Annotated in this window: 14 protein-coding genes; 7 read left to right on the forward strand and 7 right to left on the reverse strand. The window is 57.7% G+C overall.

Features of this window, described 5'->3' with window-relative positions:
* Positions 1-295: 295 nt before the first annotated feature.
* The 4 genes from Pla52nx_RS27375 to Pla52nx_RS27390 all read right to left on the reverse strand — a co-directional run bounded on the left by Pla52nx_RS27375 (position 296) and on the right by Pla52nx_RS27390 (position 7,532).
* Entirely contained in the window at positions 296-1,804 is a 1,509-nt protein-coding gene (locus Pla52nx_RS27375; protein WP_146522138.1) for an AAA family ATPase, read from the reverse strand.
* 1,071 nt (positions 1,805-2,875) lie between these two features.
* Positions 2,876-3,907, reverse strand: coding sequence for a hypothetical protein (locus tag Pla52nx_RS27380; RefSeq protein WP_146522139.1), 1,032 nt, complete (start codon positions 3,905-3,907; stop codon positions 2,876-2,878).
* On the reverse strand, positions 3,904-6,033 hold the full coding sequence (locus Pla52nx_RS27385; RefSeq protein WP_146522140.1) for a hypothetical protein: 2,130 nt from the start codon (positions 6,031-6,033) through the stop codon (positions 3,904-3,906). Before Pla52nx_RS27385 ends, Pla52nx_RS27380 begins: the two co-directional genes overlap by 4 nt.
* On the reverse strand, positions 6,030-7,532 hold the full coding sequence (locus tag Pla52nx_RS27390; protein ID WP_146522141.1) for a MotA/TolQ/ExbB proton channel family protein: 1,503 nt from the start codon (positions 7,530-7,532) through the stop codon (positions 6,030-6,032). Before Pla52nx_RS27390 ends, Pla52nx_RS27385 begins: the two co-directional genes overlap by 4 nt.
* Before the next feature lie 971 nt (positions 7,533-8,503).
* Between Pla52nx_RS27390 and Pla52nx_RS27395 the strand changes: the two genes are divergently transcribed.
* From Pla52nx_RS27395 to Pla52nx_RS27420, 6 genes are all read left to right on the forward strand, one after another.
* Positions 8,504-8,992 (forward strand): hypothetical protein, encoded by a 489-nt coding sequence (locus Pla52nx_RS27395; RefSeq protein WP_146522142.1) that lies wholly within the window; start codon positions 8,504-8,506, stop codon positions 8,990-8,992.
* A gap of 77 nt (positions 8,993-9,069) precedes the next feature.
* The gene (locus Pla52nx_RS27400; RefSeq protein WP_146522143.1) at positions 9,070-10,785 is read left to right on the forward strand and encodes a helix-turn-helix domain-containing protein; all 1,716 of its coding nucleotides are present in this window, start codon (positions 9,070-9,072) and stop codon (positions 10,783-10,785) included.
* Positions 10,786-11,273: 488 nt separating this feature from the next.
* A complete protein-coding gene (locus Pla52nx_RS27405) occupies positions 11,274-12,356 on the forward strand; it encodes a hypothetical protein (RefSeq protein WP_146522260.1) in 1,083 nt (360 codons plus the stop codon).
* A 126-nt stretch (positions 12,357-12,482) separates the two neighbouring features.
* Positions 12,483-16,289 (forward strand): cytochrome c biogenesis protein, encoded by a 3,807-nt coding sequence (gene ccsA / locus Pla52nx_RS27410; RefSeq protein ID WP_231742316.1) that lies wholly within the window; start codon positions 12,483-12,485, stop codon positions 16,287-16,289.
* Positions 16,290-17,237: 948 nt separating this feature from the next.
* Complete coding sequence (locus Pla52nx_RS27415; protein WP_146522144.1) at positions 17,238-19,190, forward strand: ABC transporter ATP-binding protein; 1,953 nt, start codon at positions 17,238-17,240, stop codon at positions 19,188-19,190.
* A 546-nt stretch (positions 19,191-19,736) separates the two neighbouring features.
* Positions 19,737-21,044, forward strand: coding sequence for a PQQ-binding-like beta-propeller repeat protein (locus tag Pla52nx_RS27420; RefSeq protein ID WP_146522145.1), 1,308 nt, complete (start codon positions 19,737-19,739; stop codon positions 21,042-21,044).
* Between the two features lie 261 nt (positions 21,045-21,305).
* Here the strand turns inward: Pla52nx_RS27420 and Pla52nx_RS27425 are convergent, their stop codons facing one another.
* The 3 genes from Pla52nx_RS27425 to Pla52nx_RS27435 all read right to left on the reverse strand — a co-directional run bounded on the left by Pla52nx_RS27425 (position 21,306) and on the right by Pla52nx_RS27435 (position 24,328).
* A complete protein-coding gene (locus Pla52nx_RS27425; RefSeq protein WP_146522146.1) occupies positions 21,306-22,352 on the reverse strand; it encodes a prenyltransferase/squalene oxidase repeat-containing protein in 1,047 nt (348 codons plus the stop codon).
* Positions 22,353-22,446: 94 nt separating this feature from the next.
* Entirely contained in the window at positions 22,447-23,331 is an 885-nt protein-coding gene (gene mutM / locus Pla52nx_RS27430; RefSeq protein ID WP_146522147.1) for a bifunctional DNA-formamidopyrimidine glycosylase/DNA-(apurinic or apyrimidinic site) lyase, read from the reverse strand.
* On the reverse strand, positions 23,324-24,328 hold the full coding sequence (locus Pla52nx_RS27435; protein ID WP_231742317.1) for a DUF429 domain-containing protein: 1,005 nt from the start codon (positions 24,326-24,328) through the stop codon (positions 23,324-23,326). Before Pla52nx_RS27435 ends, mutM begins: the two co-directional genes overlap by 8 nt.
* Positions 24,329-24,404: 76 nt before the next feature.
* On the opposite strand from Pla52nx_RS27435, the gene trpB reads away from it, so the two are divergent.
* A complete protein-coding gene (gene trpB, locus Pla52nx_RS27440) occupies positions 24,405-25,628 on the forward strand; it encodes a tryptophan synthase subunit beta (protein ID WP_146522148.1) in 1,224 nt (407 codons plus the stop codon).
* Positions 25,629-25,717: the final 89 nt, after the last annotated feature.

Below are 25,717 nucleotides of genomic sequence, written 5' to 3' on the forward strand. Positions count from 1 at the left end.
CCCCCGGCCCCTCTCCCCCAAATCCTGGCTCGCTGAGGCTCGCCAGGATTCGGGGGAGAGGGGAGCCATGAGAGTGTGAGGCGATTGCCTGATAACCCTTCAGCGTCGAAGGCTACAACCAGTGTAGATGGAGCCCATGGTACGGCTGGACTGACAAAAGGTTGCGGTAGACACGGAATTCAGTTTCGCAAGTTTTGTTCCGCGAAGCTCCTTCCGTCGAGTTTGTCTCGGCGGAGGAAACAACTGACGGCTACCTTCCCTGACGACGCTGCTATTGCGTCGCGTTGTCCCGCTATCATCCTTCTCCGTCGTCTTTCTTCTTTTTCTTTTTACGCTTCTCTTCTGCCTTCTTCAGACGCGAATAGTCCAGGTAATACAGGTTTGCCTGGATATTGTCGGTCGCTGAATAGACATAGGCCAAAAAGAACTCAGTCACACTTGCATCACGGTTGGCCAACTCTTCGACGGTGCGTAACAATAACGCCGGTCGGTTTTTGTTTTCTTCCTCAAAGGCCGTCCACCACTTCCGCGCCGAGCCGGTGGTTATTCCCCAACTCAATTTGGATGCCTTGAGCATCTCGATTCGATTCCAAATCCTCTCGTTTGACCAACTCGACGCATTGGTGATCTTTCCCGATGCGGTTTCCACTTGATCGGGCTCGCGAACTACCGGGGCGGGTGTCGCGGGCAATCCCGCCAAGGCTTCCTCACGCAATGCGAGATCCAAACGCTCTCGCTGGGTTGATTCGCGAAACAACTGCGGCTGCCCATTGCTCGTCGCACAGTCAAGATCGATCACGACGCGGGTCACCCCGTCAGTCGCCAACTCGTGCCAGCGATGATCCACCGCGTCGACGGCTCGCCCGATCAAACGATGCAACCCCCGAGCGCCGGTTCCCAACTGGACCGCTTCCTCGGCGATGGCATCCAACGCTTCATCAGACAACTCCAATTCGATCCCATGCAACTTCGCCAGCAACTGTTGCTGGTCCAATGCCGATCGCGTGACGGTGCCACGTACGATTTGTCGCAAGTCCTGGCGAGAAAGGTCGTGCAGCACGCTGACGGTCGCGAATCGACCGATGAATTCGGGGATCATGCCAAACTCGACCAGATCCGCGGTTTGTGACTGACACAACGCCGAGTAGGTCGGTTGATCGGGGTACTCGTCGACGTCCTCACCCGCGCGAGGTGCGAAACCGATCTTGGATTTTCCCGTGCCCAAGCGTCGCTGGACGATCTCTCGCAATCCGACGAACGCGCCGGTGCAAATGAACAGAAGGCGAGAGGTATCAACAGAAGCGTGCTCGTTTCCGTCCAAACCGGACGAACGTCGACCATCCAGCAAGGTCAACAAAGCATTCTGGACTCCTTCGCCACTGATATCGCGACCACCCGTTTCCCCACGACGGATTTTGTCGATCTCGTCGATGAACACGATTCCCTTTTCCGCTTTCTTGGGATCCCCTCCGGCGCGATCCAACAAACTGCGGACGACTGTCTCCACAGAGTTCCCCTTGTATCCGGCCTCCACCAAGCCCGCCGCACTGGCAAACCCGATGGGGACGTCCAAGTAATCTGCCAAAGTCCGAACGATATACGTTTTCCCAACACCGGTTGGGCCAATCAACAGGATGTGATGACGCCCCAAGTCGATGCCTTCGCGTTCGCGATAGGCTTGCGAGAGATAGTGGTTGTAGATCGCAACCGCGATGTCTTGTTTTGCACGCGATTGACCTCGCACAAATTGATCCAGGTGCCCGATCATGTCCGACGGTGTGGGCAATAACCGAGGAGACTCCATACGATAAACTCCAAAAACGATGCGGCGAAGTGATTGGTCGCCGGTATTGTAAACGGGTGCGACCGAGGAAATGAGTCCGTATACGTTTTCGAATCGTCGAGTCGAACGACTGTCGCTCGACTCTCCGAACGTGAAATGTATTGCTGACGTCTTTGATTACCCATCTGTGTGGGGACTGATTCGTGAGTGCGAAATTGATCCCGCGAGGGATCGCAGAAGGTAGCCACGGGTCGCCGAAGGCGCACCCGTAGTATGCGACGACCATATTGAATCGACCCCGAAGGGTGTCGCAGACGTCTCGGAATTGGGGCTGCGACCGCCTCCGGGGTCGGTTTTCATAACACCGAATAAACCGGCGATGATCGCTGCGCTCTATCGCCGGCTACCGTCTGTGACCGCTTCACGGTCATATGCAGCAAAAATTCTTTTCACGTTCCCCGAGGCGTGCGAAAGGGACGATTACCGTCCCGAAGGGACATGACAAAATAGCCCAGGGCAGAGCGCAGCGTCGCCCTGGGTTGTTGTGCGCCGTGAACCTCCAAGCCCCGAAGTGGGCGTTGCAGCGCTTTCCTTGACGCGAAATTGTGTTTGGCGAACGGGTCGATTGAGATTGCGACCGATGTTCTGCCCTTTCAGGGCGAGATGTTAGTCGGTTGTTCGATTACCCAGGGCGGCGCTTCGCTCTGCCCTGGGCTTTCCTGTTCGGCCCCTTCGGGACGTGGGGTCTTGTTGGTTGCCCAACAGACCCGCCTGGACGCAACAAAATCTCATCCGTATTCATTTCCCCCTCTCCCCCAAATCCTGACTCGCATAGGCTCGCCAGGATTCGGGGGAGAGGGGAGCCATGGGACTGTAAGTGCTTGCGTTTTCGACTCGTCGAGTCGAACGATTGTCGCTCGACTCTCCGAGTCGTTAGCGTGCCCCGGCATGAGACTTGGCCGTTGCCGAATGATGACCATCACCGAGAACAACAAACGTTGTTGGATAGGAGTTTTCAAGAAAGGCCCGACCGCTGACGCGTCGCGGCTCATGGCGTTTAGATCTCGCCATCCGGTTTGCGCTTCAGACGTGCTATTGCGCGCTGCTGCGGGTGCCGTGGGGGCTGGCCATGATGGGGCGGTGGGCTTCCAGGGGGCGACCGGCGGTTGCGAAGCCGCGTTCGTAGAGGTTTTCTTTCAACGAACGAAACGCGGCGTAGCTGTCGGGATACACCCACACCGTGACCGTTGTCGTCGCTGGGTTGCGGCCAGCGAGTTGGATGTCGAGCCACTGGCGGTCGCGCAGCACTTCGTCCATCATCAATCCGTGCGGCTCGTTCAACGGCTCGAACATGATCGCTTGCAGTTGCACCATTGTCATCCGTCCCACAGCACCACCGCGTGCGACCAACTCCTCCGACTTGTGCAACGCGTAACGCGCCACATAGTCGTTGACCGGTCCGATCACCGCGTCCATCATCCCATCGCGTGAACCACCGGCGACTCGTGACAAGTCACGTTTCAATTCGTCGAGCAATCGATCCACCGGAACAACGCTTAAACGATTGTCTTTCAACCGCATGTGGATCTCGGTACCAAACACAGTCTTGGCCATCGGGGTGGGCAAGTGCGACACGGCGATCACGGGCGTGTCTTGATTGGCCAAACGTTGCAGTTCACCGTCGACCGTCTCAAGCTCTTGATGCAACAACGCCATCTCCTCGTTTTGCTTGGAGCGTTCACGAGCCACTTCGTCGAGCGACTCCTGATGTTCCTTCCATGCCTCCTCCGCAACCCGCAACACGTCGAGCATTGTCGCCCTCTGTTCGGCTTTGGATGCGAGCTGTTGATCCAATACCTTGATCGTCTTTTCCAGACGCAAGGAATCGGCGCGGGCGGCGGCGGCACGTGTGGCTTCGGTCGCCAAGTCGCTGAACTCAGCATCGCCTGCGTAAGTGATCTTGGGTTCTTCGTTGAGTTTCTGTTCCTGCGTCTCCCGGATCACTTGTTGGCTCTTGGCACCCAAGATGACGACCAAGATGATCAGGATTCCGACGAGGTTGGCGACGATGTCCAGGAAGGCATCGTTGCCGTTCTCTAGTGAAGATCGTTTTCTGCGTTTCATGGTCCGTTACTCCGCTCCACTTCGATCCCACTGCCCGTCATCAATGTGCGTAGCTGATGAAAACGGTGATCCCCTCGCTCCATCACGGTCACGTCCAAACGAGGCTGCCAACGACCACCGGGGATGGCGGCACCCCAACTGCTGATGCGGTCTCGGATCGCCGTTGCCAACTCCAACGTCGCCCGGTTGACTTCACCATCGGTGAAACTGAACGACTGAGCACGCTCACCCGGTCGTGAGGATGGCAGCAGCACGAAGGAATCCTGATAACACTCCACGCGGATCGAGCGAACGATCGCGTTGCCCCGCGACTGGGCGACTTCTGGTGGCAACGCCCAGTCCATGCCGCCACGACGCACGGTGCTGGCCGAAGGAGGTGTCGAGGATTTTGTAACGTTTGCCGAGAGACCGCTCGGCGGTTGAGCCGATGGGTCGACATTTTGCATATCCGCCGGCAGATCGGGACTCATCTGGCTGCCTCGCGTCGAGGAGCCCGCCACCTGATTGGGATTGGATGGACTGCTTTGGTTCTGCGGAGGCGTGCTGCCAGAGTTAATGGATGAAGTCATCGCCGAGGACCCAGTACTGGTTGCTGGCGGTGTATCGGTCATCGGCGCGGTGAGACTCATCGCGGCATCGGACGATGCCATGCGATCACCTGGGGCACTGTTCCCTGCGGCCGTTTGCGAATCCATCGCTTCGGAAGGCGCGTAGGGATTCTGTTGATACTTTCCACCAACACGTTGTTCGCTGGCCGTGGCGGTCGGCGGTGGCACACCGCTGGGTGGATTTTGTGTGAGCTGACGACCAAGCTCATCCGTTGCGGTTCCGGCTGCGATATCACTTCCCTGTGGATACCCGAGCCCAGAAAGTGGGTCGCCGGGCAATCCACCATCCGTATTGAGCTGCGACGCGGCTTCTCTCAGTCGAGCGTCCAGCTTGGCGGCGACGTCATCACCGGTTCCGGCGGAGTAAGGATTGCTGGCGCCGTACGAGCCCGAGTAGCTCGAACCGACAGGTGCACGATGGTCATCAAACCCACTGCTGCGTCCTTGACGGTCCATTTGCGCAGCGGAGAGTCTCGGCAGCGGTTTGTCAGGACTGTTGGAGACTGTTCCACCTCCAACGCCCGATGCAGAACTTGGAACTTGACTACGTGTTGCGTTGGCAAGCGAACGCCCAGAGCCTCCGCCGCCTGGACCGCGGTCCGCGATGGCTTGGAAGCTGTATTGTTTGATGACGGCTTGCCGGATCGCGTCCTCCATTCGATTTTTCAGCTCGATATCCGGCGTCGCATATGCCAGTTCGACTTGAGCAGGGACCAACTCATAGCCGAATTGGTCATCCCAATCTTGCATCGCAGTTCGCGCAGCGGAGTAGGATGCAACGCCGTCGGGACGCACGATCAACATCGGATACGGTGCGACTTGATCACCGTAATCTTGCAGGGCACGATAGCGGGCAACACGCAGGGCGGCATCAAGTGGATTGGCACTGCGTGTCGTGTCCTCCAAGCTGCCCATCTCGATCTTGGAACCCTCCGGCCAGATCGTCACTCCCTCGGCCGTGCACTCGATATAGATGGGGCGTCGATCCGTTCCGTTGGGTCCCTTGTGGGGAACAATCACCACTCGCGGAGTCTTGTCCTTGGACTTCTCACGCAGTTTCTCCAACTCGGCTTTGTTCTTTTCGAGTTGTTCTTGCAGCACAACGAGTTTTTCATCGTCAACCGGATCCGACGGCGAATCTGATTCAGCCGCGATCAGTTGATCGTTGATGTGTTTGAGCTTCAGACGAATACGACGGATGTGATCGTCCAGGTGCGCGAGTTGATCACGTCGATTCTCCAAGTCTGCGGTTTGCGCGTCGCGCATGTCGACGAACTCTTCCGTGCGGAATCGTTCTTCTTCGATCAAGTCTTGGACTTGAGCCATCGTCAGCTTGGGCTGATCGGAATCCCCTGACAGATCCTCCACCTGCTCAGCCTCAGCGGCAGCAACAATCGCGTCCGTCGAGTTTTCGGCGACCAACGCCAACAGCAAAATCAGCGTTCCCAGCGTACACACGAGGACGGCGAGGAACGGAAACAGCGATGGCGATAGCGTTTGGCGGCGACGCCCGCTCATGCGGCTTCCCTCGATCGAGTCGCATGGTCAGCTTCGTTGCCCGGTTTGATTGTCCGCGTGGCCGCAACTGCAGTCGACGGAAGAACTGCACTGACGATGTCACTTGTTGCAGCGGTTTTGGCCGCAGCAGTTTTCGCTGCAGATGCGGGAAGTTGTTTGGACAGCACGTCGACGGCGCGGGCCAGGATTCGCATTGCATCGGCCATGCCTTGACCGGCCGCGGCACCCAGATTCTTGTCGATCTGTTGACCGGCAACTTGCAAACGTTCCAGATTCGAATCCAACGCGGCTTGCAGTTGCATCAGCAGTCCGGTGTCGGTGCTGGTTTCCAACATCCGGTCACACTGAGCGATCAGTGTTTCGTGATGGCTAGCAAGGACTTGAGCACCGCCGTCCATGGCGTCTTGCCACTGCCCAATTCCTTGCTGCCACCGGTCCCAAAGTTTTTCGGTGCGTTCGTGATTGCGTTGCGATGACGATTCCAATTGATAGGCGTGATCGATGAGCGCGGGCTTGAGCGTCGACTCGATCGCGTCGATGATCCCGTTGGCTTGCGTCTCATGAGCGCGTTGCCAGTACTGCTGGGCTTCGTCGATCGTACCGCGCCACAGGTCGGCTTGGTTCGCCAATGACTCGGCCACCGCGGCGCGGACGCCTTCGCACAAGTTGGCCAGCAACTCATACTGGTTGTCGGCCGGCTCGTCGCTGGGCAGACCGGCTGAGAGCAAGTGGCCGACACGGTGATCGATCTCTGCAAGCAGACGCTGTTCGCTTTTCTCGACGGGGAACTGCAGGAAGATCGCGAGCACCGAAAGGACCAAACCCAAGGCCGTCGTATCGAAGGCCACGTACAGGCCGCTCTTGAGATTATCCACGGCCGCGTTGCCGTTGGAGAAGTCCAATCCACCAAGTGTCTGAGTGATACCGATCACGGTTCCGAGAAATCCCAACATCGGAATCGCCCAAACGATGATGCGGACCAACGCCAGCGAATCATGCGCATCATCGGCGTCACGCGATGACAACTCGCGCAAGTCATCCGACAGATGCTTGGTCGTGCCCCGTTGAGACTGCCGCGTCAGCAGTTCTTGCAAACGGATGACCAGCCAACTGCGTTGCATGTTGAGCGTCAGACCCGAAAGCGACTTGAGCCATCCACGGGCAACGTGCCCCGCGTCGTGCCGGTTGCGATAGTCGTCCGAGGGCGACAAGTTCTCGTTGCGCGGAAAGAGCCGTTCGTCGGCAATCCCGTTGATGGTTTTCCACTGCGTCGAGACCGCCAGCCATTTCACCGCCAGAATCGCGACGGCGAAACAGAACAGGACCGTTGCGGCGACAGCCACGGGGTGCCCTAGGAAATATCGCTGCAGAGGCGACCAAGGAACGAAGGCGACCAAGAGATAAAAGCAGCCCGCCATCGTCGCGCCCAAGACGGGCACCATGTAGCTCGGGGTCGTCTTCTTGCTCGCCAGAACCACGCTCTTGCTAGCTTCGCTCACGTCAACATCCCTGTATCAATGCGTTCCATTTCGGGAGGCGATTCTGCCGGAGTCCAAAAAAAGGCGTGATCAGCCAAGTCGAGCTCACCGGAGAATCCCTTCACCCGGATCGGCTAACGCGACCGGCTGACTTGACCTAATCGTCAGAGTTTGTCACCGGGCGTGCTAGCATTCGCAGGACATCACTGGGATGTTCAAAATTCGGGGTTGTGGCACTATGGCGCTCCGCAAGTTTCTGTCACCTCTCCCGGCGCAGCTGGTGGCCCCCAGTGAGCCTCAGACGCTAGCCGTGAGCCTGAGGCGGATTGTGGCCGGCCCACGGCTAGCCCGGATTATTCATCAGCCGGCACGCGATAGCGTCCGGTTCCCGAATTACAGGCGTGAGAACCGGACGCTATCGCGTGGCGGCTGATGTGCGCAGACTGTTTTCGTGCACGGTTTCCGTTTGACCCGTAGCCAACGGCGCAGGCGGAAGCGGCGGTGGACTGTGCGGTGCAATGCGTTTGGTAGCGTCTCCTACGCCTTCGGCTGCGGGTCAAACGTAGGGAAAGGCCTAGCCTGGATGATTTATCAGCCGGCAAGCGGGTGAATTTGGCGACTCACTCGCTTGCGTTTCGTGCTGGTATGCCCTGCGTTTCGGCAAATAAAATGCTTCACCGCGTTGCGTGCTGGGGTTGCCGGGAAGGGCGGCGGATTGATACCAGGGGAGAAGCCGTTTTTGCGTCGTGAGGACGCTGTTGTCATCCTGGAGTCTTGCCGTGACTATAACCTTCCACTCCGGTATCCAATCGATTCGTCGAGGCCGGATTGCAGTCTTGATCGTAGCAGCATGGATCACCCTCTCCGGGACCTCCCAGAGCCAGCGACCTGACTCAGGACAAACCTTTACCTCGGGCACACAGATCGGCGCGGCCCCCCCTTCGTCGATTCCGGTTTGGGAAGGTGGCCAGTATCGCACCGAGCCGGACACAGTGGCCACACCCCCCCTCAATTCGGCGGCCACGCCGGGCAAGAAGATGAGCGCTGCCGAGTATGTGCGATTTCTCGAAGGCGGCTCGCCACAAGCAGCGGTATCTGCCCCCTCTGCATCCGCCAATGCAGATGTGTCAGCGCCAGCGGGTTCAGAAATCGCCCAGGCCCCCCCAGCCGACCAACCACCCCTCATTGGGGGCGTCGACGCATCGAGTTTGTATAAAAATCAAGCAAAAGCGGACGATGGTGCCGATGAAGTGGGTGCTGCCGGGCAGATGATCGGTTTTTCACATTCTGACGGCTCGGGAACTCAAACAATTACGCTAGTTCATACCGGCAAATCGTGGATGGCCGTGTATCATATTGATAGGTCGGGCCAGATCCGTTTGGTCAGTAGCCGCCCGATCGACGACGACTTTTCCCTATTACTGAATGCCACTTCCCCCACTCCCAGCGAAATCCGCGGGATGAATAGTGTGGGCAAGTGAGGCATGCTGGATGATCGCATGGACGATCTCTGGCTGCCACAGCACCAACCAGCCAGCTTTCGGAGCCCGTATCTCCCATGCCAAACTATCTGTCACTCGAAGAAGCCGCCGCAAAACTAGGTGTGCCCACGGACCGTTTGGTGGAACTGCGTAGCCAAGGTCAGATCCGTGGATTCAAAGACGGCAGCAGTTGGAAATTCCCCGACACCGAGATCGACCGTCTGGCTGACGAACTGGCCATGGACGGCGTCGGCTCAGGTGAACTGGTCGACTTCGGCGGCGGCATCGGCTCGATCATCGGTGATGATGAAGGCACCGATGACGGGGCGGGCAGTGACTTGGGCATCGGCGGCGAACCGCTGAAAGAAGGCAGCACCGGTGGCAGCGATGTCAACTTGATCGCCAATGCGAGCGAGGACGGCAGCGATGTTTCGCTCGTCCCTAGCGGCAGTGGCATCGAACTCGATGATGATGACGATCTGCTGTTCGATGACGACTCGATGAATTTGGTGGAAATCGATTCGGCCGAACTGCGACTGGACGATCCAGCGATCTTGCACGATTCAGATGAATCCATCGACTTGGCGATCGATCCCAAAGAAGGCAGCACGGGGCCGGTTGCACGAAAAGACATTGATGATGCCCTGGCCGAGTCCGCCAGTTCGTTGAGCTTGGAAGGCGAGAGTTCAGACGAATCCAAGAGCGACTTGAGTTTTTCTGGATTGGCGGATGACGATAGCGACGATGCGATGATCGGCGATGACAGTGGGTCCATCGACGCACTTGCTGACGACGATCTCGGCTTGGCATCAGCGGGCGCCAGCAGCCTAGAACTGATGAACGATTTGGATGCGCCCACGGGCGGCGACAATCCGATTCGCTCCTCCGGTGCCGACGTGCTCAGTGAGCTGGACTTGCTCAGCGCAGAACAGTCCGGCAGCGGACTGATCTCCGGCGACAGCGAGAGCCTGCTCTCCTCATCCGGATTGGGCAGCAGCCTCTCATCCGGCGTGCTGGCGGAGATGGACGACGCGTTGGATAGCGACGACGATCTCGTGATCGCGGACGATGACGCAGACTTGATGCTCGACAGTGTCAGCGACATCTCCGTTGCCGGCGACAGCGGCATCAACTTGATGAGTCCCTCCGACAGCGGATTGTCCTTGGAAAGCGAACCTTTGGACTTGGCGGGCAGCAGCATCTCCGCGCTGGACCTGGGCGCAGAACTTGCCGAAGGCAGTGACATTTCCGGCTCCGCCATTTCCAGCGGCGATGGCAGCGCGGTTGATTTTCAGTCCGACGAAGAATTCCAACTGTCTCCCTCGGGCGTCGGACTGGAAATCGAATCCGACAGCAGCTCTCAAGTGATCGAAATCGAAGACACCGAAGCGGTCGGTGAAGCCGTTGTCTTTGACGACGACTTTGGTGACGCAGTACCCGTGGGTGATGCCGCTGGTTTTGCCGCTGGCGGTGCGTCGATGGACGCGTTTGGCGACGGGATGCCCGTTGGCCAAGCGACCCCTGTGGCCGTTGACCCGATGGGGGAACCCGTCCAGCCGGACATGATGATGGAGGAAGAAGTCGCGGCCTCGCCTCGTGCATCGGTCGGCGGATTTGAAGTCCCCTTCACGCTGCTACAATGCGTCGTTTTGTTGCTGATCATGATGATCCTCAGCCTCGGTGGCATGCTGATGACCGACTTGGTCCGCAACATGTGGGCTTACTCCGAAACCACGGCCCCAGTCAGCTCCTTGACCGATGCGTTGATCGGCTTGATGGGCTGGGATTCCTAAAAAACAACAGGAAATCCAGGAGCGCACCAGGTAGTGGGATTCGCCAGTCTTTCTCGGTCCGCTGCTCAACCGGACAACTTGACGCATGGCCGACGCAGCGATTTTCAACAACATCGCTGCTATCATTAGCTTTGCTTTATCTCAACGTCCCGAAAGCGTCCGAATACGGACGATGGAATGATTCTCGGGTACGATGAATGGTGCCCAGACGTTTATACTGTCGGAGAGCGAATACTTCGGTCTGACTCTCCTCCCTCAGTCTGACCGCTGCGCGCGTTCGTTCCGCTGGGCTGGGTCACAGGACTTCACTCAACAGGGCGACAGTCCACTCACCAATCATCCGACGTGGCCCCCGCTCGCCACAACTCCGTCGGATCAATCACGCTTGATTTAGGTCACCGATGCATCGGGCTACCGTTATTCCCACAACCACCTCTGCCGCTCAACGCGATTGCCCTCACCAGGCAAACACGCGTCAATCGTCGCTGATGTTCCTTTGGCTGGCGTGCGTCGCAACTTATGTCCTCACCGCCATCGGTTGCTCCGAGCCCGAACCGATCACAAAGTATCGGATTCCGACGCAGATCCCTGCGCAACTATTACCTGGCAAGGACAGGATGCTGGCGGCAATGGTTCCCCACGGTGGCGACGTGTGGTTCTTTAAGGTGACCGGCCCAGAGGATTCCATCAAAGAAATCCAAGAAACCTTTCGTGACTTTGTGATCAATGTGCAATTCGTCGACAGTTCACCAGATCTCAGCAATCCGCCCAAAGGATGGAAACGAGGCCGCGAACGACAAATGCGTTTCGCCAGCTTTGACGTGACCACCAAAGACAAACAACTCGACGTCAGTATCTCAATGCTTCCCGGTCGCGACGACTGGGACGACTACGTTTCAGAAAACGTCAACCGTTGGCGCGGTCAACTTGGCCTGGAACCCTCCACCGAAAGATGGGCAGCGGCAGAAACCATTGAGGTGCCGGCAGCGGACGGTGATTCGATCTGGTTAGACATCACCGGAAAACCGGGCGGCGGATCCTCCATGATGCCGCCGATGATGGCATCGCAAAATCAATCGCGTCCAATCCCCCCACAAGCCAGCGCCCCTGAGGTTGCCCCCCAATCGCCTGCCGGAGAGATGACGGCCGATCGGGACAACCTAAAATTCGAGCGACCGGACTCCTGGCGGGATGGACGTCCCAGCAGCATGCGATGGGCGTCCTTTGCCGCTGGCCCGACAGATGCCGAAGCAGAAATATCGATGATGCCCGCCGGCGGCAACCTGCGTGACAATGTGGCTCGATGGCTGGAACAGGTTCGCCTAACCAAGCCACCCGAGGATGTCGTCGATCAAGCCATGGCGGCGGCCGAAAAACGAACGGTTTCCGATCGCGACGCGCAGCGGTTTATCTTGACAGGCGAAAATGCCCAGGAGGGCGAGATCATTGACGCGACGATCGTGCCCGTCGGTGCCGGATTCAGCATGTTCATCAAAATGAAAGGCCCGGCGGCCACCGTCAGCAGCCAACGCGAAGCGATGGGCCAGTTCCTGGATTCATTGAAATTCTGACCAGCACCCTCGAGAAGATCGACGACTTGCTGGCCAGTCCAAATAGACGCGTCAAATAGACTCGCCCTACCAAACGCGCCCAATCAAACCTTTCCGACCAACAACGACTCCTTTCGGAGACCTCCAATGGCAACCGTCACGAACAACGACGCGCTTCATAGCGAATCTGTCGAAAACCACGACGTCCTTGACTCGCTGGCATCTGTCCTCCGCGTTCTCGGTTCGCTCAAGATCACGGTCGCCCTGTTCGCTTGTTCGCTGATCCTTGTCCTCGTCGGCACACTTGCCCAGGACGAGATGAACATGCAAGACGTCAAGCAGCGGTACTTCGTATCGTGGATCGCCCGAATGCACGTGGACGACTTCTTTCCACAAGCCTTCTACCCACACACGCGGCCCTTTGAACTGGTGCTGCCGTTTCCCGGTGGAGCGCTCATCGGCACGATGCTGCTGATCAACTTGATCGCCGCCAAAGTCACCCGGTTCAAGATCCACGCCAAAGGAAACCGACTCGTTGCTGGATTGGTATTCCTGGCTATGGGCGCATTCCTCACCACCTTGATCGTGTTCACCGGGCACAATGCGGAAGGCTTGCAGGGAGCACCTCCGATGAGTTCGGCGACACTCTGGCGGTTGGTCCAAGTCACCATGGGATTGGGAGTGGTGGGACTCGTGTTCGCCGCCAACAGCATCAAACAACCTGTCCTGCAAAAACTGACGTTTCTCCTAGCGACGATCATCGGCATGGTGCTGATGTACACGATCTTTTCAGGCAACCGCATCGACGATCCAGGACTACGTATCGTCTGGCAGTTGACCAAAGGCCTCGGTGCAGGACTTGTCTTGATGGTCGGATGCATGCTGGTGTTCGATCGCCAAGGCGGCAACGTGCTGCTGCACCTCGGTGTCGCACTGTTGATGGTCGGACAGTTTCAGTTCGGCGATCGTCAATTGGAGCAACGCATCAGCTTGGTCGAAGGCGACTCGACGAACACGCTGGTCAATCTGGACCAAGTCGAATTGACTCTGATCTCCAAAGGCGAGACGGACGACGAAGTCATCGCGATCCCCGGCAGTCGGCTGATCGATTCCTTTGAGTCCAAGACCGCCATCTCCGATCCAACATTACCCGTCGATGTCCGCGTGTTGAGCTTCTACGAAAACTCCAAACTCGCCGACCTGGATCCCAATCAAACCAACCCCGCGACGAAGGGAATCGGCACCGAACTCCAGGCGGTCGAAGACCGCAAACACGGCGGCACGGATTCCGAAGTCAATGTCGTGTCGGCTTACATCGATTTGATCGACAAAGAATCCGGAGCCTCGATCGGTACCTACCTTGTCAGTCAGCTCCTGTCTGATCGCAAAATGCTGTTCCCCGGTGAAAAGGTGGACAACCACTTCGACTCGGTCACCATTGCGGACACCGAGTATCAACTGGGCCTGAAATATCATCGCGAAGTCAAACCGTACTGGGTCCAACTGGAAGACGTTCGTCGCACCAATTACGCCGGAACCAGCACACCACGTGATTATTCTTCGTTCGTGCGAATCATCGACCCCGAAACGGGAGAAGATCGCAGGGAACGCATCTGGATGAACAACCCACTGCGTTACCGCGGCGAAACATTCTTTCAATCCAGCTACACACCCTTGCCCAGTGGTAAGGAACTGACGGGACTACAGGTCGTCCGCAACTCGGGCTGGTTGATCCCCTACGTCGCCTGCAGCATCACGTCGCTGGGCATGCTGGTCCACTTCCTGGGCACCCTGAATCGCTTTGTCGGTCGACGTGAACGTGAACTTCGCCAAAGACGACAGCTTCAAAAACTCGCCGGTGATACATCGTCCGGCATCAAAGGGTTTGTTATCGCAGCGGCAATCATGGCAGTCTTTGCCGTTTTCAGCCTCGTTCCTTGGACCGCGGTCAAAGATTCACTGCGGCCACAAACACGCGACACTCATTTCGATCTCTATGCCGCTGGAAAAATCCCGACCAAGTACGGCGGTCGCGTGTTGCCGCTCGATGCATACGCCCGTCAAGCACTCAAGGCGATGAGCAACCGCGAATCGCTCTACCTGGAAATCCCAGAACCTTACGAGTACGACGAGTCGGACGAGACCAAGACCTCAGAAACCGTGTCCGCCAATAACGTCGCCTTCACTCAAGCTGAGAACAGCGACACAGCCGACACGGACACAGCGGATTCCACTCCAGACGCCGACGCCGCCCAGGACCCGAATTCTGACACGGAGGATCCGTTGGCCGCAATGAAAGACCGCGTCGGAGGCAAGAAAGAAAAGATCTCTGCCCTGCAGTGGCTGATGGAGGTCGCGATCGACTCAGATTCGCTGCAAGAACTGCCGATGTTCCGCATCGACTCAGACGAGATCCGTACCGAACTCGGACTGGAACGACGCAAGAGCAAACTCTACTCGCTGATGGAATTGAGGACCAACTGGAGCCGTGCGTTGACCTTGATGCGAGAAGCCGGAGAAAAAGATCCCGCTGAGCGATCTTTCAAAGAAAAGAAACTGATGGAGTTGCAAGGACGTTTCACGCAATACGTGATGACCGCGCAAGCCTTTCAACAACCCTTCCTGCCGTCCATCGATCCCGCTCGCTTGCCGCCGGGCATCACGATGCAGGACGTCATGACACGGGCCTTGCAAGAATTGGCAAGCGAGATGGCACGACTGTCCAATTCATCGGCACCCGCCATCATTCCGCCATCGGCCAAGGATGCCGAGGTAGCCGTCGACACCGTTGCTTGGCAACCGTTTGCCTCAGCAGCGTTTGAGCAGATGAAAGCCGCCGCACAAGACAGCGAAGAAACGATTGCCGGCGTGGCCACCTTTGAATCCATGCTCAGTGCCTATCGCACGAAGGATCACGAAGCGTTCAACAAAGCGGTCGATCAGCACATTGCGGATGTGCAAGCCTATCCGATCCCCCGTTACTCTCCCGGCAAAGTCCGCTTGGAGCGATGGATGAACTCGAACTGGCCCACCGGTGTGGCGACGGTTTTCTACATCATCGCTGTGATTTTGGGACTGATCTATTTTGCTACCGGATTCTCAAACATCCGAACGGCGACCACCGGTGTCCTGCTGGTGACATTGATCATTCATACGATCGCGATCCTTTCGCGGATCTACATCACCGGACGCGCGCCCGTGATCAACATCTATTCGTCTGCCGTGTTCATCGGCTGGGCGGCTGTCGTGTTTGGCATGGGTGTCGAACAGATCTTCAAACAAGGGTTCGGCAACATCCTCGCCGCCACCAGCGGCATGCTGACCCTGCTCGTCGCGTACGGATTGAGCTCGGGCGATACGATGCCCGTGCTGCAAGCCGTATTGGACACCCAATTTTGGTTGGCCACCCACGTGATCAGTGTTTCACTCGGATACGTCGCCACACTCGTCGCCGGCATGCTTGGGATCGGCTTGCTGGTGGCCAATTGGAGCGGGATGACGAGCGAAAAACAACGCAACCTGTATCGAATGATTTATGGTGCATCGTGCTTCGGCATCCTCTTCAGCTTCGTCGGCACCGTACTGGGCGGACTGTGGGCCGACGACAGTTGGGGACGTTTCTGGGGATGGGACCCCAAAGAAAACGGAGCGTTGCTGATCGTCATCTGGAACGCATTGATGTTGCATGCCCGCTGGGACGGCATGGTGAAAGACCGCGGATTCGCCATCTTGGCCATCGGTGGAAACATCGTCACGGCGTGGAGCTGGTTCGGCACGAACGAGTTGGGCATCGGCCTGCACAGCTATGGCTTCACGCAAGGTGTCCTGATGTGGCTCTCGATCTTTGTGGTCTCACAACTGACGTTTCTCGTCGCCGGACTCTGCTTCTGGCGAGACAAAAACGACGACGGGCCAATCGCACCACGCTCCGTCGATCCCTCGATTTCGATTTGATTGGCGGCCATTGTCGTTCGACTCTCAGAGTCGAAAACGCTTCGACACCATCCGACAGCCGAGAACCGAACCCAAGGCTCCGACGCTATCGACCTGGAAGGTCGAGCGACAATCATCGTCGTTCGACCCTCGGACTCGAGAACCGAACCGAGGGCTCGACCATTGTCGTTCGACTCTCAGAGTCGAAAACGCTTCAACACCATCCGACGGCCGAGAACCGAACCCAAGGCTCCGACGCTATCGACCTGGAAGGTCGAGCGACAATCATCGTCGTTCGACCCTCGGACTCAAAAACCGAACCAAGGGATCGGCCATTGTCGTTCGACTCTCAGAGTCGAAAACGCTTCAACACCATCCGACGGCCGAGAACCGAACCCAAGGCTCCGACGCTATCGACCTGGAAGGTCGAGCGACAATCGTCGTCGTTCGACCCTCGGACTCGAGAACCGAACCCAAGGGATCGGCCATTGTCGTTCGACTCTCAGAGTCGAAAACGCTTCAACACCATCCGACGGCCGAGAACCGAACCCAAGGCTCCGACGCTATCGACCTGGAAGGTCGAGCGACAATCATCGTCGTTCGACCCTCGGACTCGAGAACCGAACCGAGAGCTCGACATTTGTCGTTCGACTCTCAGAGTCGAAAACGCTTCAACACCATCCGACGGCCGAGAACCGAACCCAAGGCTCCGACGCTATCGACCTGGAAGGTCGAGCGACAATCATCGTCGTTCGACCCTCGGACTCGAGAACCGAACCGAGGGCTCGACCATTGTCGTTCGACTCTCAGAGTCGAAAACGCTTCAACACCATCCGACAGCCGAGAACCGAACCCAAGGCTCCGACGCTATCGACCTGGAAGGTCGAGCGACAATCATCGTCGTTCGACCCTCGGACTCAAAAACCGCAGGACCTTGCCGACTCACCCTGTGGCGACTACCAATAGTGGATGCCAATTCTCACCAGTCGACAACGATTCCGTCAGTACCGTGAAATGGTCCGCGAGCGAAATGCACGCGGACAATCAGCCAGCGAGCGAGGTCACGGGCACCATCACTCGGAACACAAGCCCAAGAAACTGGGCGACAAGGATCGTGGATTCTTTGAGCTATTCGGTTCCTTTTGGAGCCTGCTGGCCAACCACCGTCGCCAAATCCTTTTCTCGCTAGCCTTGCTGACCGTCGCCATCTCGCTGCGGCTGATTCCGCCCGTGGGCACCAAGCTGGCAATCGACTGCGTCCTGACGACACCGCCGAAGCCGTTTCCGGCGTGGCTGGAATTCATCGCAGTCCCATCGTCGCGACTGGGGCAATTGTTTTTCATAGCAATGGCCGTCGTCGTGGTCACACTGATCGCCACCTTCATTCATCTGTGCAGCCGTTGGATCGCCACCAAAGCCGTCAACCAAACGCAGATCACCGTACGACGTCGCGTCTTTGAACACACCATTCGACTGCCGTTGCACCAAGTCTATGACCTCAAGAGCGGTGGCGTTGCCAGTTTGATCCGAGAAGATGCCGGCGGTGTTGCCGATCTGATCTTCAGCATGCTCTACAACCCCTGGCGTGCGATCGTCCAATTCATCGGCAGCCTGATCATCCTGGTCTTCGTCGATTGGAAACTGATGGTCGGCGGTTTGCTGTTGTTGCCCATTGTTTGGTTGACTCACCGAACCTGGATCAACCGTATTCGCCCGATGTACCGCGACATCCGCAAACAACGCCAAAAAATTGACTCGGGTGCGACCGAAACATTCGGTGGCATCCGCGTGGTCCGAACCTTCTCGCGTTCTCGTGATGAGTCGTCACGATTCGTTCGCGAAGGCGGCTTCCTGGTTCGACAACAACTCTTTACCTGGTGGTGGACCCGGATCATCGAAACGATTTGGGAAGTCATCATTCCGCTCGCTTCGACCGCGCTGCTGCTCTACGGCGGCTATCAAATCATCAACGCGGAATTGACGCTTGGTGAGCTGATGATGTTCTTGATTTACTTGACCATGCTGTTGGACCCGATCGCGACGATCGCCAGCAGTGCCGTCGGATTCCAAAACAATTTGGCCGGCCTCGATCGCGTACTCGACGTGTTGGAAGCCGAGAAGGAGCTGCCCAGTCGCCCCGGTGCCGTCAGCGTCGAAAAAGAGCTTGTCGCCGGCAATATCGAAATCAGCGGTCTGTCGTTTGCCTATCCCGGCAGCGAAACACAAGTGCTGCACGATGTCACACTCACCATCGCTGCAGGGGAAACGGTCGCATTGGTCGGCCGCAGTGGTGCCGGAAAGACGACGCTAACCAACTTGATCGCCAGGTTCTATGATCCACAATCGGGCAGCATTCGATTGGATGGACGCGATCTGCGAGACATTCAACTGGAAAGCTATCGGCGTCTGCTGGGAATCGTCGAACAAGAAGTATTCATGTTCGACGGAACGATCCGCGAGAACATCGCTTACTCGACTCGACACGCAACAGATCAGGAAATCGTGCAAGCGGCGACGGCGGCTGCGGCCAACGAGTTCATCGACAAGCTACCACTGGGTTACGACTCCGTGATCGGCGAACGCGGTGTCAAACTTTCCGGAGGCCAACGCCAACGACTGGCCATCGCACGCGCGATTCTGGCCAATCCCAAAATTCTGATCCTTGACGAAGCCACCAGCAACTTGGACAGCGAAAGCGAACGCTTGATCCAACGCAGCCTGGACGAACTGCTGCAGGACCGGACCGCGTTCGTGATCGCCCACCGCCTGAGCACGATCACCGGTGCCGACAAGATCATCGTGTTGGAGGACGGCCGCGTGGCCGAAGTCGGAACGCACGAGGAGCTGCTGCGTAAAGGTGGCCGGTATCGCGATATGATTCATCTGCAAATGAGCGACCCCGTCGTCCCCTCACCGAGCTAGCCCGGATTATTCATCAGCCGGCACGCGATAGCGTCCGGTTTCCGATTACAGGCGTGAGAACCGGACGCTATCGCGTGGCGGCTGATCTGCGCAGACTGTTTTCGTGTCAATCCGCGTAAACCGTTTGGTGCAAACGTATTGCGAAGACTGTCGTCAGTGGCGTGAATAATCCGGGCTAGCGGGCCGTTCAAGAGTGAGCGGCCGACGACGAGGTCAACACACAGCTTGTCAGAACGATTCGAAATCTGGCATTTTCCAACGTTTCTGATCGAGTTTGCTATACTGAAGCGGCACTACCCTGGACTGTCAAAACGTTGGGGTGGATACGGAATTCTGGTTTGCAAGTTTTGTTCCGCGCAGCTCCTGCCGTCGAGCTTGTCTCGGCGGAGGAAACCACTGATCACGGTAGCTGCCAGTTGTTGCTCCGAACCGGGGCAAGCCCGGCGGAAGCAAGGAATCAATCTTGTATCAACCGAGAATGCCACACCCCAAACTCTTGACAGTCCAACACATTGCCCCTCCCTCCCGCCGTCGTTCTGCCGACTGATGCCTCACCTGCTTCCTCGCGTCACCACTTCGTTTCTGCTTGCCTGCACACTCACCTGCGTCACCGCATCATCCGCACGCTCCGGCGACACAGATTGGCCCCAGTGGCGAGGCCCCAATCGCGACGGACACGCCGCTCCCCAAGAACTGTTGCAAGACTGGCCATCAGGCGGTCCGCCGATGAGTTGGACGGCGGTGAATTTGGGTACGGGCTACTCCACCGTGTCGGTCGTCGACGGAAAAGTTTTCACGATGGGTGCCAACGATGACGAATGCTTTGCGATCTGCCTGTCGCTCGGTGACGGCAGTGAAATCTGGAAAACACCCGTCGCCCGCGCCGGCAACTCGGGCGACTACAACGACCAGTGGGGCGCCGGCCCTCGCGGCACACCGACGGTCGATGGCGACCAAGTCTTCGTGGTCACCGACATTGGTACCGTGGCTGCTCTGGCCAAAGACACCGGTGAACTTCTCTGGTCGACTTCGATGACCGCCGACCACGGCGGCCAGGTCCCGACCTGGGGCTACAGTGAATCGCCATTGGTCGATGGCGATCGAGTGGTGGTGACACCGGGCGAAAATAACTTCATGATCGCCTTGGATCGAAACAGCGGAAAAAAAGTCTGGGGTTCAAAAGGAATTCACGAACCCGCACAGTACGTCTCCATCATGCGAGGCCAACGAAAACAAACTGCGTTTTACTTGACCGCCAGCAAAAGCGGTTTGATCGCGGTTGATTGCAAGAGTGGAGACGAGGTCTTTCGTGATACCGCAACGGGCAATCAAACCGCTGTGATCCCGACGCCCATTCTGCATGATCGCTTCATCTATCACACCAGCGCGTACGGCGCGGGCAACACCCTGCTGAAGATCAAGGACAAACCGGACGGACTCTCGGTGCAGTCCGTCTATGCACTGTCCAACAAATCCATGGAAAACAATCACGGTGGCGTCGTTTTGGTCAACGACGTGATCTACGGATTCACGAAATCCAACGGCGGGAACTGGATGGCCCAAGACATGCAGTCCGGTGACACGCTATGGGAACAAGGTGAACGCCCCAACCGCAGCGGCGCCATCTGTTACGCCGACGGTCGTCTGTACTGCTACAACGATCAAGACGGCACGGTCCATTTGGCGGAACCCAATCGCAGCGATTGGATTTCCCACGGCAAATTGACGCTGCCCAAGCAAACCGAGCTGGATCGCGGCAAAGGAGCCATCTGGACGCACCCGGTCGTCGCCGCCGGCAAGTTGATCATCCGCGACCAAGACCTGATGTACGCCTACGACATCGCCGCGGATTGAATTCACGTAGGTCATGCTCCGCATGACGAAATACGCGAATCACAAGCGAGTCTCGAAGGCCAACCCAGCAAACTTCACCCCCAGCCTCGTTTGACCCGTAGCCGACAGGCGCAGGCGGCGTTGGACCATGCGGGCCAAGCCGGTTGGTAGCGTCTCCTACGCCTTCGGCTGCGGGTCAAACAAAATTGCGCAGATGTCAGCCTGGAAAGGCTGACGTACACAAGACGTACGTGGAAACGGCATCCCTATGCGTTCAACTGCTTACCGCTGATAGATCGGTAGGTAGCTGTGGTCCAATTGCATCATGATCAGGTTACAGGCGGACACGTAGACTTGATGGATCTGGCCTTCCCAATATCCATCGGGACGCTGCGTGGTTGCGATTTGATCGTACAGCTTTTGACGAAACGGTTTCCAAAGCTCGTCGCCTTGGCGATACACGACTTGGCTGTAGTACAAGTAGGTGTAGTTCCAGTGACCGAACGCGCGAGCCGTGTCACTGATGTTGTGCAAATTCTCTTTGGCGTAAGCGAGCATCTCGGGTACGTGCTCGCTGTCGTAGTCACCCGCGTTGTAAAGCGCCGCCAAGGCCGCCGCAGTGATCGCCGGACGACTGCTGCCACGCTGGCGACTGCTGTAGCTGATTCCGCCATCCTTGTTCTTACAACCGTAGATGTAGTCTTTTGCACGTTGAATGATCTCGCCGCTCACAGGAATCCCCGCGTTGCGACAACCACGCAGCCCTTGCACTTGCGTGATCGTCGTGGAGCCTTCGTCGAAATCGTTTCCTTCGGCCGCTGAAACGTAGCCCCATCCGCCAGCCGCCGTCTGAGCGTTGCCGCTGAACTCGACTGCCTTAGTCAACACCTCGACCAGTTCACGTCGCCGATCCAACAAGCCTTCTTCGCCCAAGACTTGCGACATAAACAACATCGCAAATCCGTGCCCGTAGGTGTAGCGTGAATCGGTCTTCGGATCTCCGATCAACCCGTTGCTGTTGGCTTTGCTGATCAAGTAATCCGCAGTTCTTGCGATCGGTTTGGCGTAGGGACCCTGAGTCGTCGTCGAACCACTAGCGATCATCGCCGTCCCGGCAAGCGCCGCCATCGCGGTCGGATAGACCTGAGTGTTCCAATGGCCGCGAGAGGACTGGGTTCGGCTCAACCAATCAAGCCCTTTGCGAACGGACTCCTCCCATTTGGCATTTTCCTCAGCATGGACAGGCCGCCCCACGGACGCAGACAGCCCGATCGCGGACAACACTGTCGCCTGCCGAAGCCAGTCACGTCGGGTTTGTTTTGGATTCATGAAAACATCTCAGTTCGAAAGAGTCGCCAAACTTTGGGCGTTCAGACCACACCATTATTCTACCAGAGCAGCCAAATTCCGGCTCGATCAGTTTTCACACATCGAGTGACGACTCCCGCAAATCGGCCACTCCCTCGTATAAACCTGACTTTCGCTGGCAAACCGGACAGAAAAATGTGCTTCGTTGAGCTTGAACGATTCGGCGAATTTCGGCTTTTCCGCAACGGGCACAGCATTCTCCCTCTCGATCGTAGACCCGATGATAGTTTTGATAGCCACCTGCGTCATTCAATGCGTTTCGATAGGTTCCATCGCTGAGCGTGCTGCCCTCGTGCTCGATCGCCTCCGCCAGAACCAACTGCGCCGCGGCACGAATCCGCTGCCATTGGGGCCGCGTCAACCGGTCACATCGCGTCCTCGGATCGACCCCGGCAACGAACAGAATTTCCGCAGCGTAGAGATTGCCAATTCCAGCGACTGCGGATTGGTCCAGCAATGCCACCTTCACGGCGCGCCGGCTGGACTTGAGACTTTGCTGCAGTTGCTGCGATGTGATCTCCAGAGCATCCATTCCCAGTCGTGCACGTACCTTTGTCGCCAACTCACCGGGGCGGTACAAACGCACCGTACCGAGTCCCCTACGATCCCAGAACAGCAACTGTCGATTCGACTCACTTGATAACTCTAATCGCAAACGCAAGTGTTCTATGGTGGGCGGATCGCTCAACAAGACCAAGCCGGTCATGCGAGGCTCCATTACGATCGCTTGATCATCCTCCAAGATCACAATCACCCGTTTGCCCAACCGCTGAATGTCTGTGATCGTCTTGCCGGCAACGCGTCGATCAAATGTGGAGATCGTCGGCTGAAACAGAATCGGACGACGAGGGCAGGGCGGTCGTTCGGCGGAAACGATGCGTGTGCCCACGATCGGCAGCACACCTCGTCGCATCGTTTCGACTTCGGGCAATTCAGGCATAAACACGTCCCTCGACCGGATATCGGTGGTGACCGGCCAAATGTTGATGGTCTGCGGCGGCCCAATCCTGCCAGCTTCCCAAACCCGCCAACACCGCATCCAAAGCGTCACCGCCGGAATCATTCATGATCACACGACGTCGATAGGGCGTCAGCTCCACCCAGCGAGTGATCGTTTTCAAAATCACCTGCCGCGTCCTTTTGTGGATCGCTTCGGGCGGTTTGCCACCAGATTGTTTGTAGCGCTGATGCGGCAATCCCAATCGCTTCAACGTGGACGACGGACAGGCCTCAACCACCAGCCGCGAAACCGGTTTCCGCGACCGCAACCGTTCGTACTGAAATGGCAGCACCGCAACATCGGAGCGGCCTGCCAGCGGTGCCAGAACGTCTTTCATCCCATGATAGGTCTGGTAGATGATGCGATAGTGATAGCAGTCAAACGGCGTTTGTGTTTCTCGATCCGTGTCCCGCCGCGTGTGCATCGTCGAAACTCGCTGCTGGGTCAATTTGACGAGATGTCGACCGTAGTCCTTGGCCCCGACAGAGGATCTGCCTTGGATGCCCGCGAATCCCTGATCGCGAGAAAACTCCGCCACATGCTCCAATTGCGACGGCCAATCCCCCAACTGGAGCTCGATCGGCAATCCGAAGGGAAAATCGCATCCCCAGAAAGTTTTCTCGCCGCCGGAAATCCGGTCCACTAAATAACCACAGACGGCTTCGCGTCGATCCTCGCCCGCCAAACGGCCCAGTCGGTCCAAAGAATCCAGCCTCAGCCTGGGCAAACCGTCCGCGCAGACACCAATGGGTCGCATTTGAGCACACCACGCTGTTTTTCCGGACAATGCGGCACCACTGAAATCAACGCCCATGACGGACCGGATCTCGGGCAGACGGATGGTCGATGGTTTCGTCGCGTTGACCAACTCGGATGGTCCAGAGAGAATCGGGGAACAGAACGGCGTCTTTGCTGTCGAATAAACTTTAGCGGCCACGGTCGATCTGAACACCGATCGCCCCCATCACCAACACCAAAACCACTTCGCTGACCTCTGCCCCTCGGAAATCCTCATGAGTATCGCACCGGATTCCTCTCACGCTTCAGCATCGGTTCCCGACGCGCGGGGCAGGTTCGGCGACTACGGCGGTCGATTTGTCCCGGAAACGCTCACTCGCGCCCTCGACCAACTGATCGATGAATACGAGCGAGCCAAGAAAGACCCCGAGTTCCAACGTGAACTGAACGGATTACTGAAGACCTTCGTCGGCCGCCCCAGCCCGTTCTACCACGCAAAACGACTGACGGAAGCTTGCGGGGGCGCCCAGATCTGGCTCAAACGCGAAGACCTCAATCACACCGGTGCCCACAAGATCAACAATACGCTTGGTCAAGCCCTGCTGACGCTGCGAATGGGCAAGACACGCGTGATCGCGGAAACAGGTGCCGGACAACACGGCGTCGCCAGTGCCACCGCCTGTGCCCACTTCGGCTTGCCATGCACGGTCTACATGGGCGCCGAAGACATCCGCCGCCAAAAACCAAATGTCTTTAGCATGAAACTCATGGGTGCGGAGATCCGCAGCGTCGAGAGCGGCTCGCGCACTTTGCGTGACGCGGTGAACGAAGCCATGCGGGACTGGATGTCGTCCGTCGAGAATACCCACTACATCATTGGCAGCGTCATCGGCCCCCATCCGTTTCCGATGATGGTTCGAGATTTCCAGGCCGTGATCGGACGCGAAACACGTGATCAATCTCGCGAAATCCTAGGCAAGTTGCCCGAGTGCGTCGTTGCTTGTGTGGGCGGTGGCAGCAACGCGGCAGGCATGTTCTATCCCTTTGTCGAAGACGACGGCGTGCGGATGGTCGGCGTGGAAGCGGGCGGACGAGGCAGCAACCCAGGCGACCACGCCGCCCCGATGTCGTTCGGTTCACCGGGCGTGCTGCACGGCAGCTACAGCTACGTGATGCAAGACGCCGACGGACAAACCTGCGACGTTCACTCGATGAGCGCCGGACTGGACTATCCGGGCGTCGGCCCCGAACACAGTTATTGGAAGGACACCGGGCGGGTCGACTACATCCAGTGCGGAGACGACGAAGCCATGGCGGCGTTCGATCAGCTTGCCCGCACCGAAGGCATCATCGCAGCCCTGGAGTCCAGCCACGCATTGGCCAAAGCGATGCAGATCGCCAGCGAGATGTCGTCCAAGGAAAACCTTGTGGTCTGCCTGTCCGGACGCGGCGACAAAGACGCCATGGAAATCGCCCGCCTCCGCGGCGAAACCTGGTAACCCGTACATCAGCAACAAGTACGTCAGCCTTTCCAGGCTGACATGCCCTCACCCAGTCAGGCTAGAAAGCCTGACGTACAAAAACCCAG

Source organism: Stieleria varia (assembly GCF_038443385.1).
GTDB classification, from domain to species: Bacteria; Planctomycetota; Planctomycetia; order Pirellulales; family Pirellulaceae; genus Stieleria; species Stieleria varia.

Coding starts and splice junctions, on each gene's coding strand:
- mutM (WP_146522147.1), bottom strand. CDS start 23,331: ATGCCTGAATTGCCCGAAGTCGAAACGATGCGACGAGGTGTGCTGCCG.
- Pla52nx_RS27375 (WP_146522138.1), bottom strand. CDS start 1,804: ATGGAGTCTCCTCGGTTATTGCCCACACCGTCGGACATGATCGGGCAC.
- Pla52nx_RS27425 (WP_146522146.1), bottom strand. CDS start 22,352: ATGAATCCAAAACAAACCCGACGTGACTGGCTTCGGCAGGCGACAGTG.
- ccsA (WP_231742316.1), top strand. CDS start 12,483: ATGGCAACCGTCACGAACAACGACGCGCTTCATAGCGAATCTGTCGAA.
- Pla52nx_RS27385 (WP_146522140.1), bottom strand. CDS start 6,033: ATGAGCGGGCGTCGCCGCCAAACGCTATCGCCATCGCTGTTTCCGTTC.
- Pla52nx_RS27415 (WP_146522144.1), top strand. CDS start 17,238: ATGCCAATTCTCACCAGTCGACAACGATTCCGTCAGTACCGTGAAATG.
- Pla52nx_RS27380 (WP_146522139.1), bottom strand. CDS start 3,907: ATGAAACGCAGAAAACGATCTTCACTAGAGAACGGCAACGATGCCTTC.
- Pla52nx_RS27420 (WP_146522145.1), top strand. CDS start 19,737: ATGCCTCACCTGCTTCCTCGCGTCACCACTTCGTTTCTGCTTGCCTGC.
- Pla52nx_RS27400 (WP_146522143.1), top strand. CDS start 9,070: ATGCCAAACTATCTGTCACTCGAAGAAGCCGCCGCAAAACTAGGTGTG.
- Pla52nx_RS27405 (WP_146522260.1), top strand. CDS start 11,274: ATGTTCCTTTGGCTGGCGTGCGTCGCAACTTATGTCCTCACCGCCATC.
- trpB (WP_146522148.1), top strand. CDS start 24,405: ATGAGTATCGCACCGGATTCCTCTCACGCTTCAGCATCGGTTCCCGAC.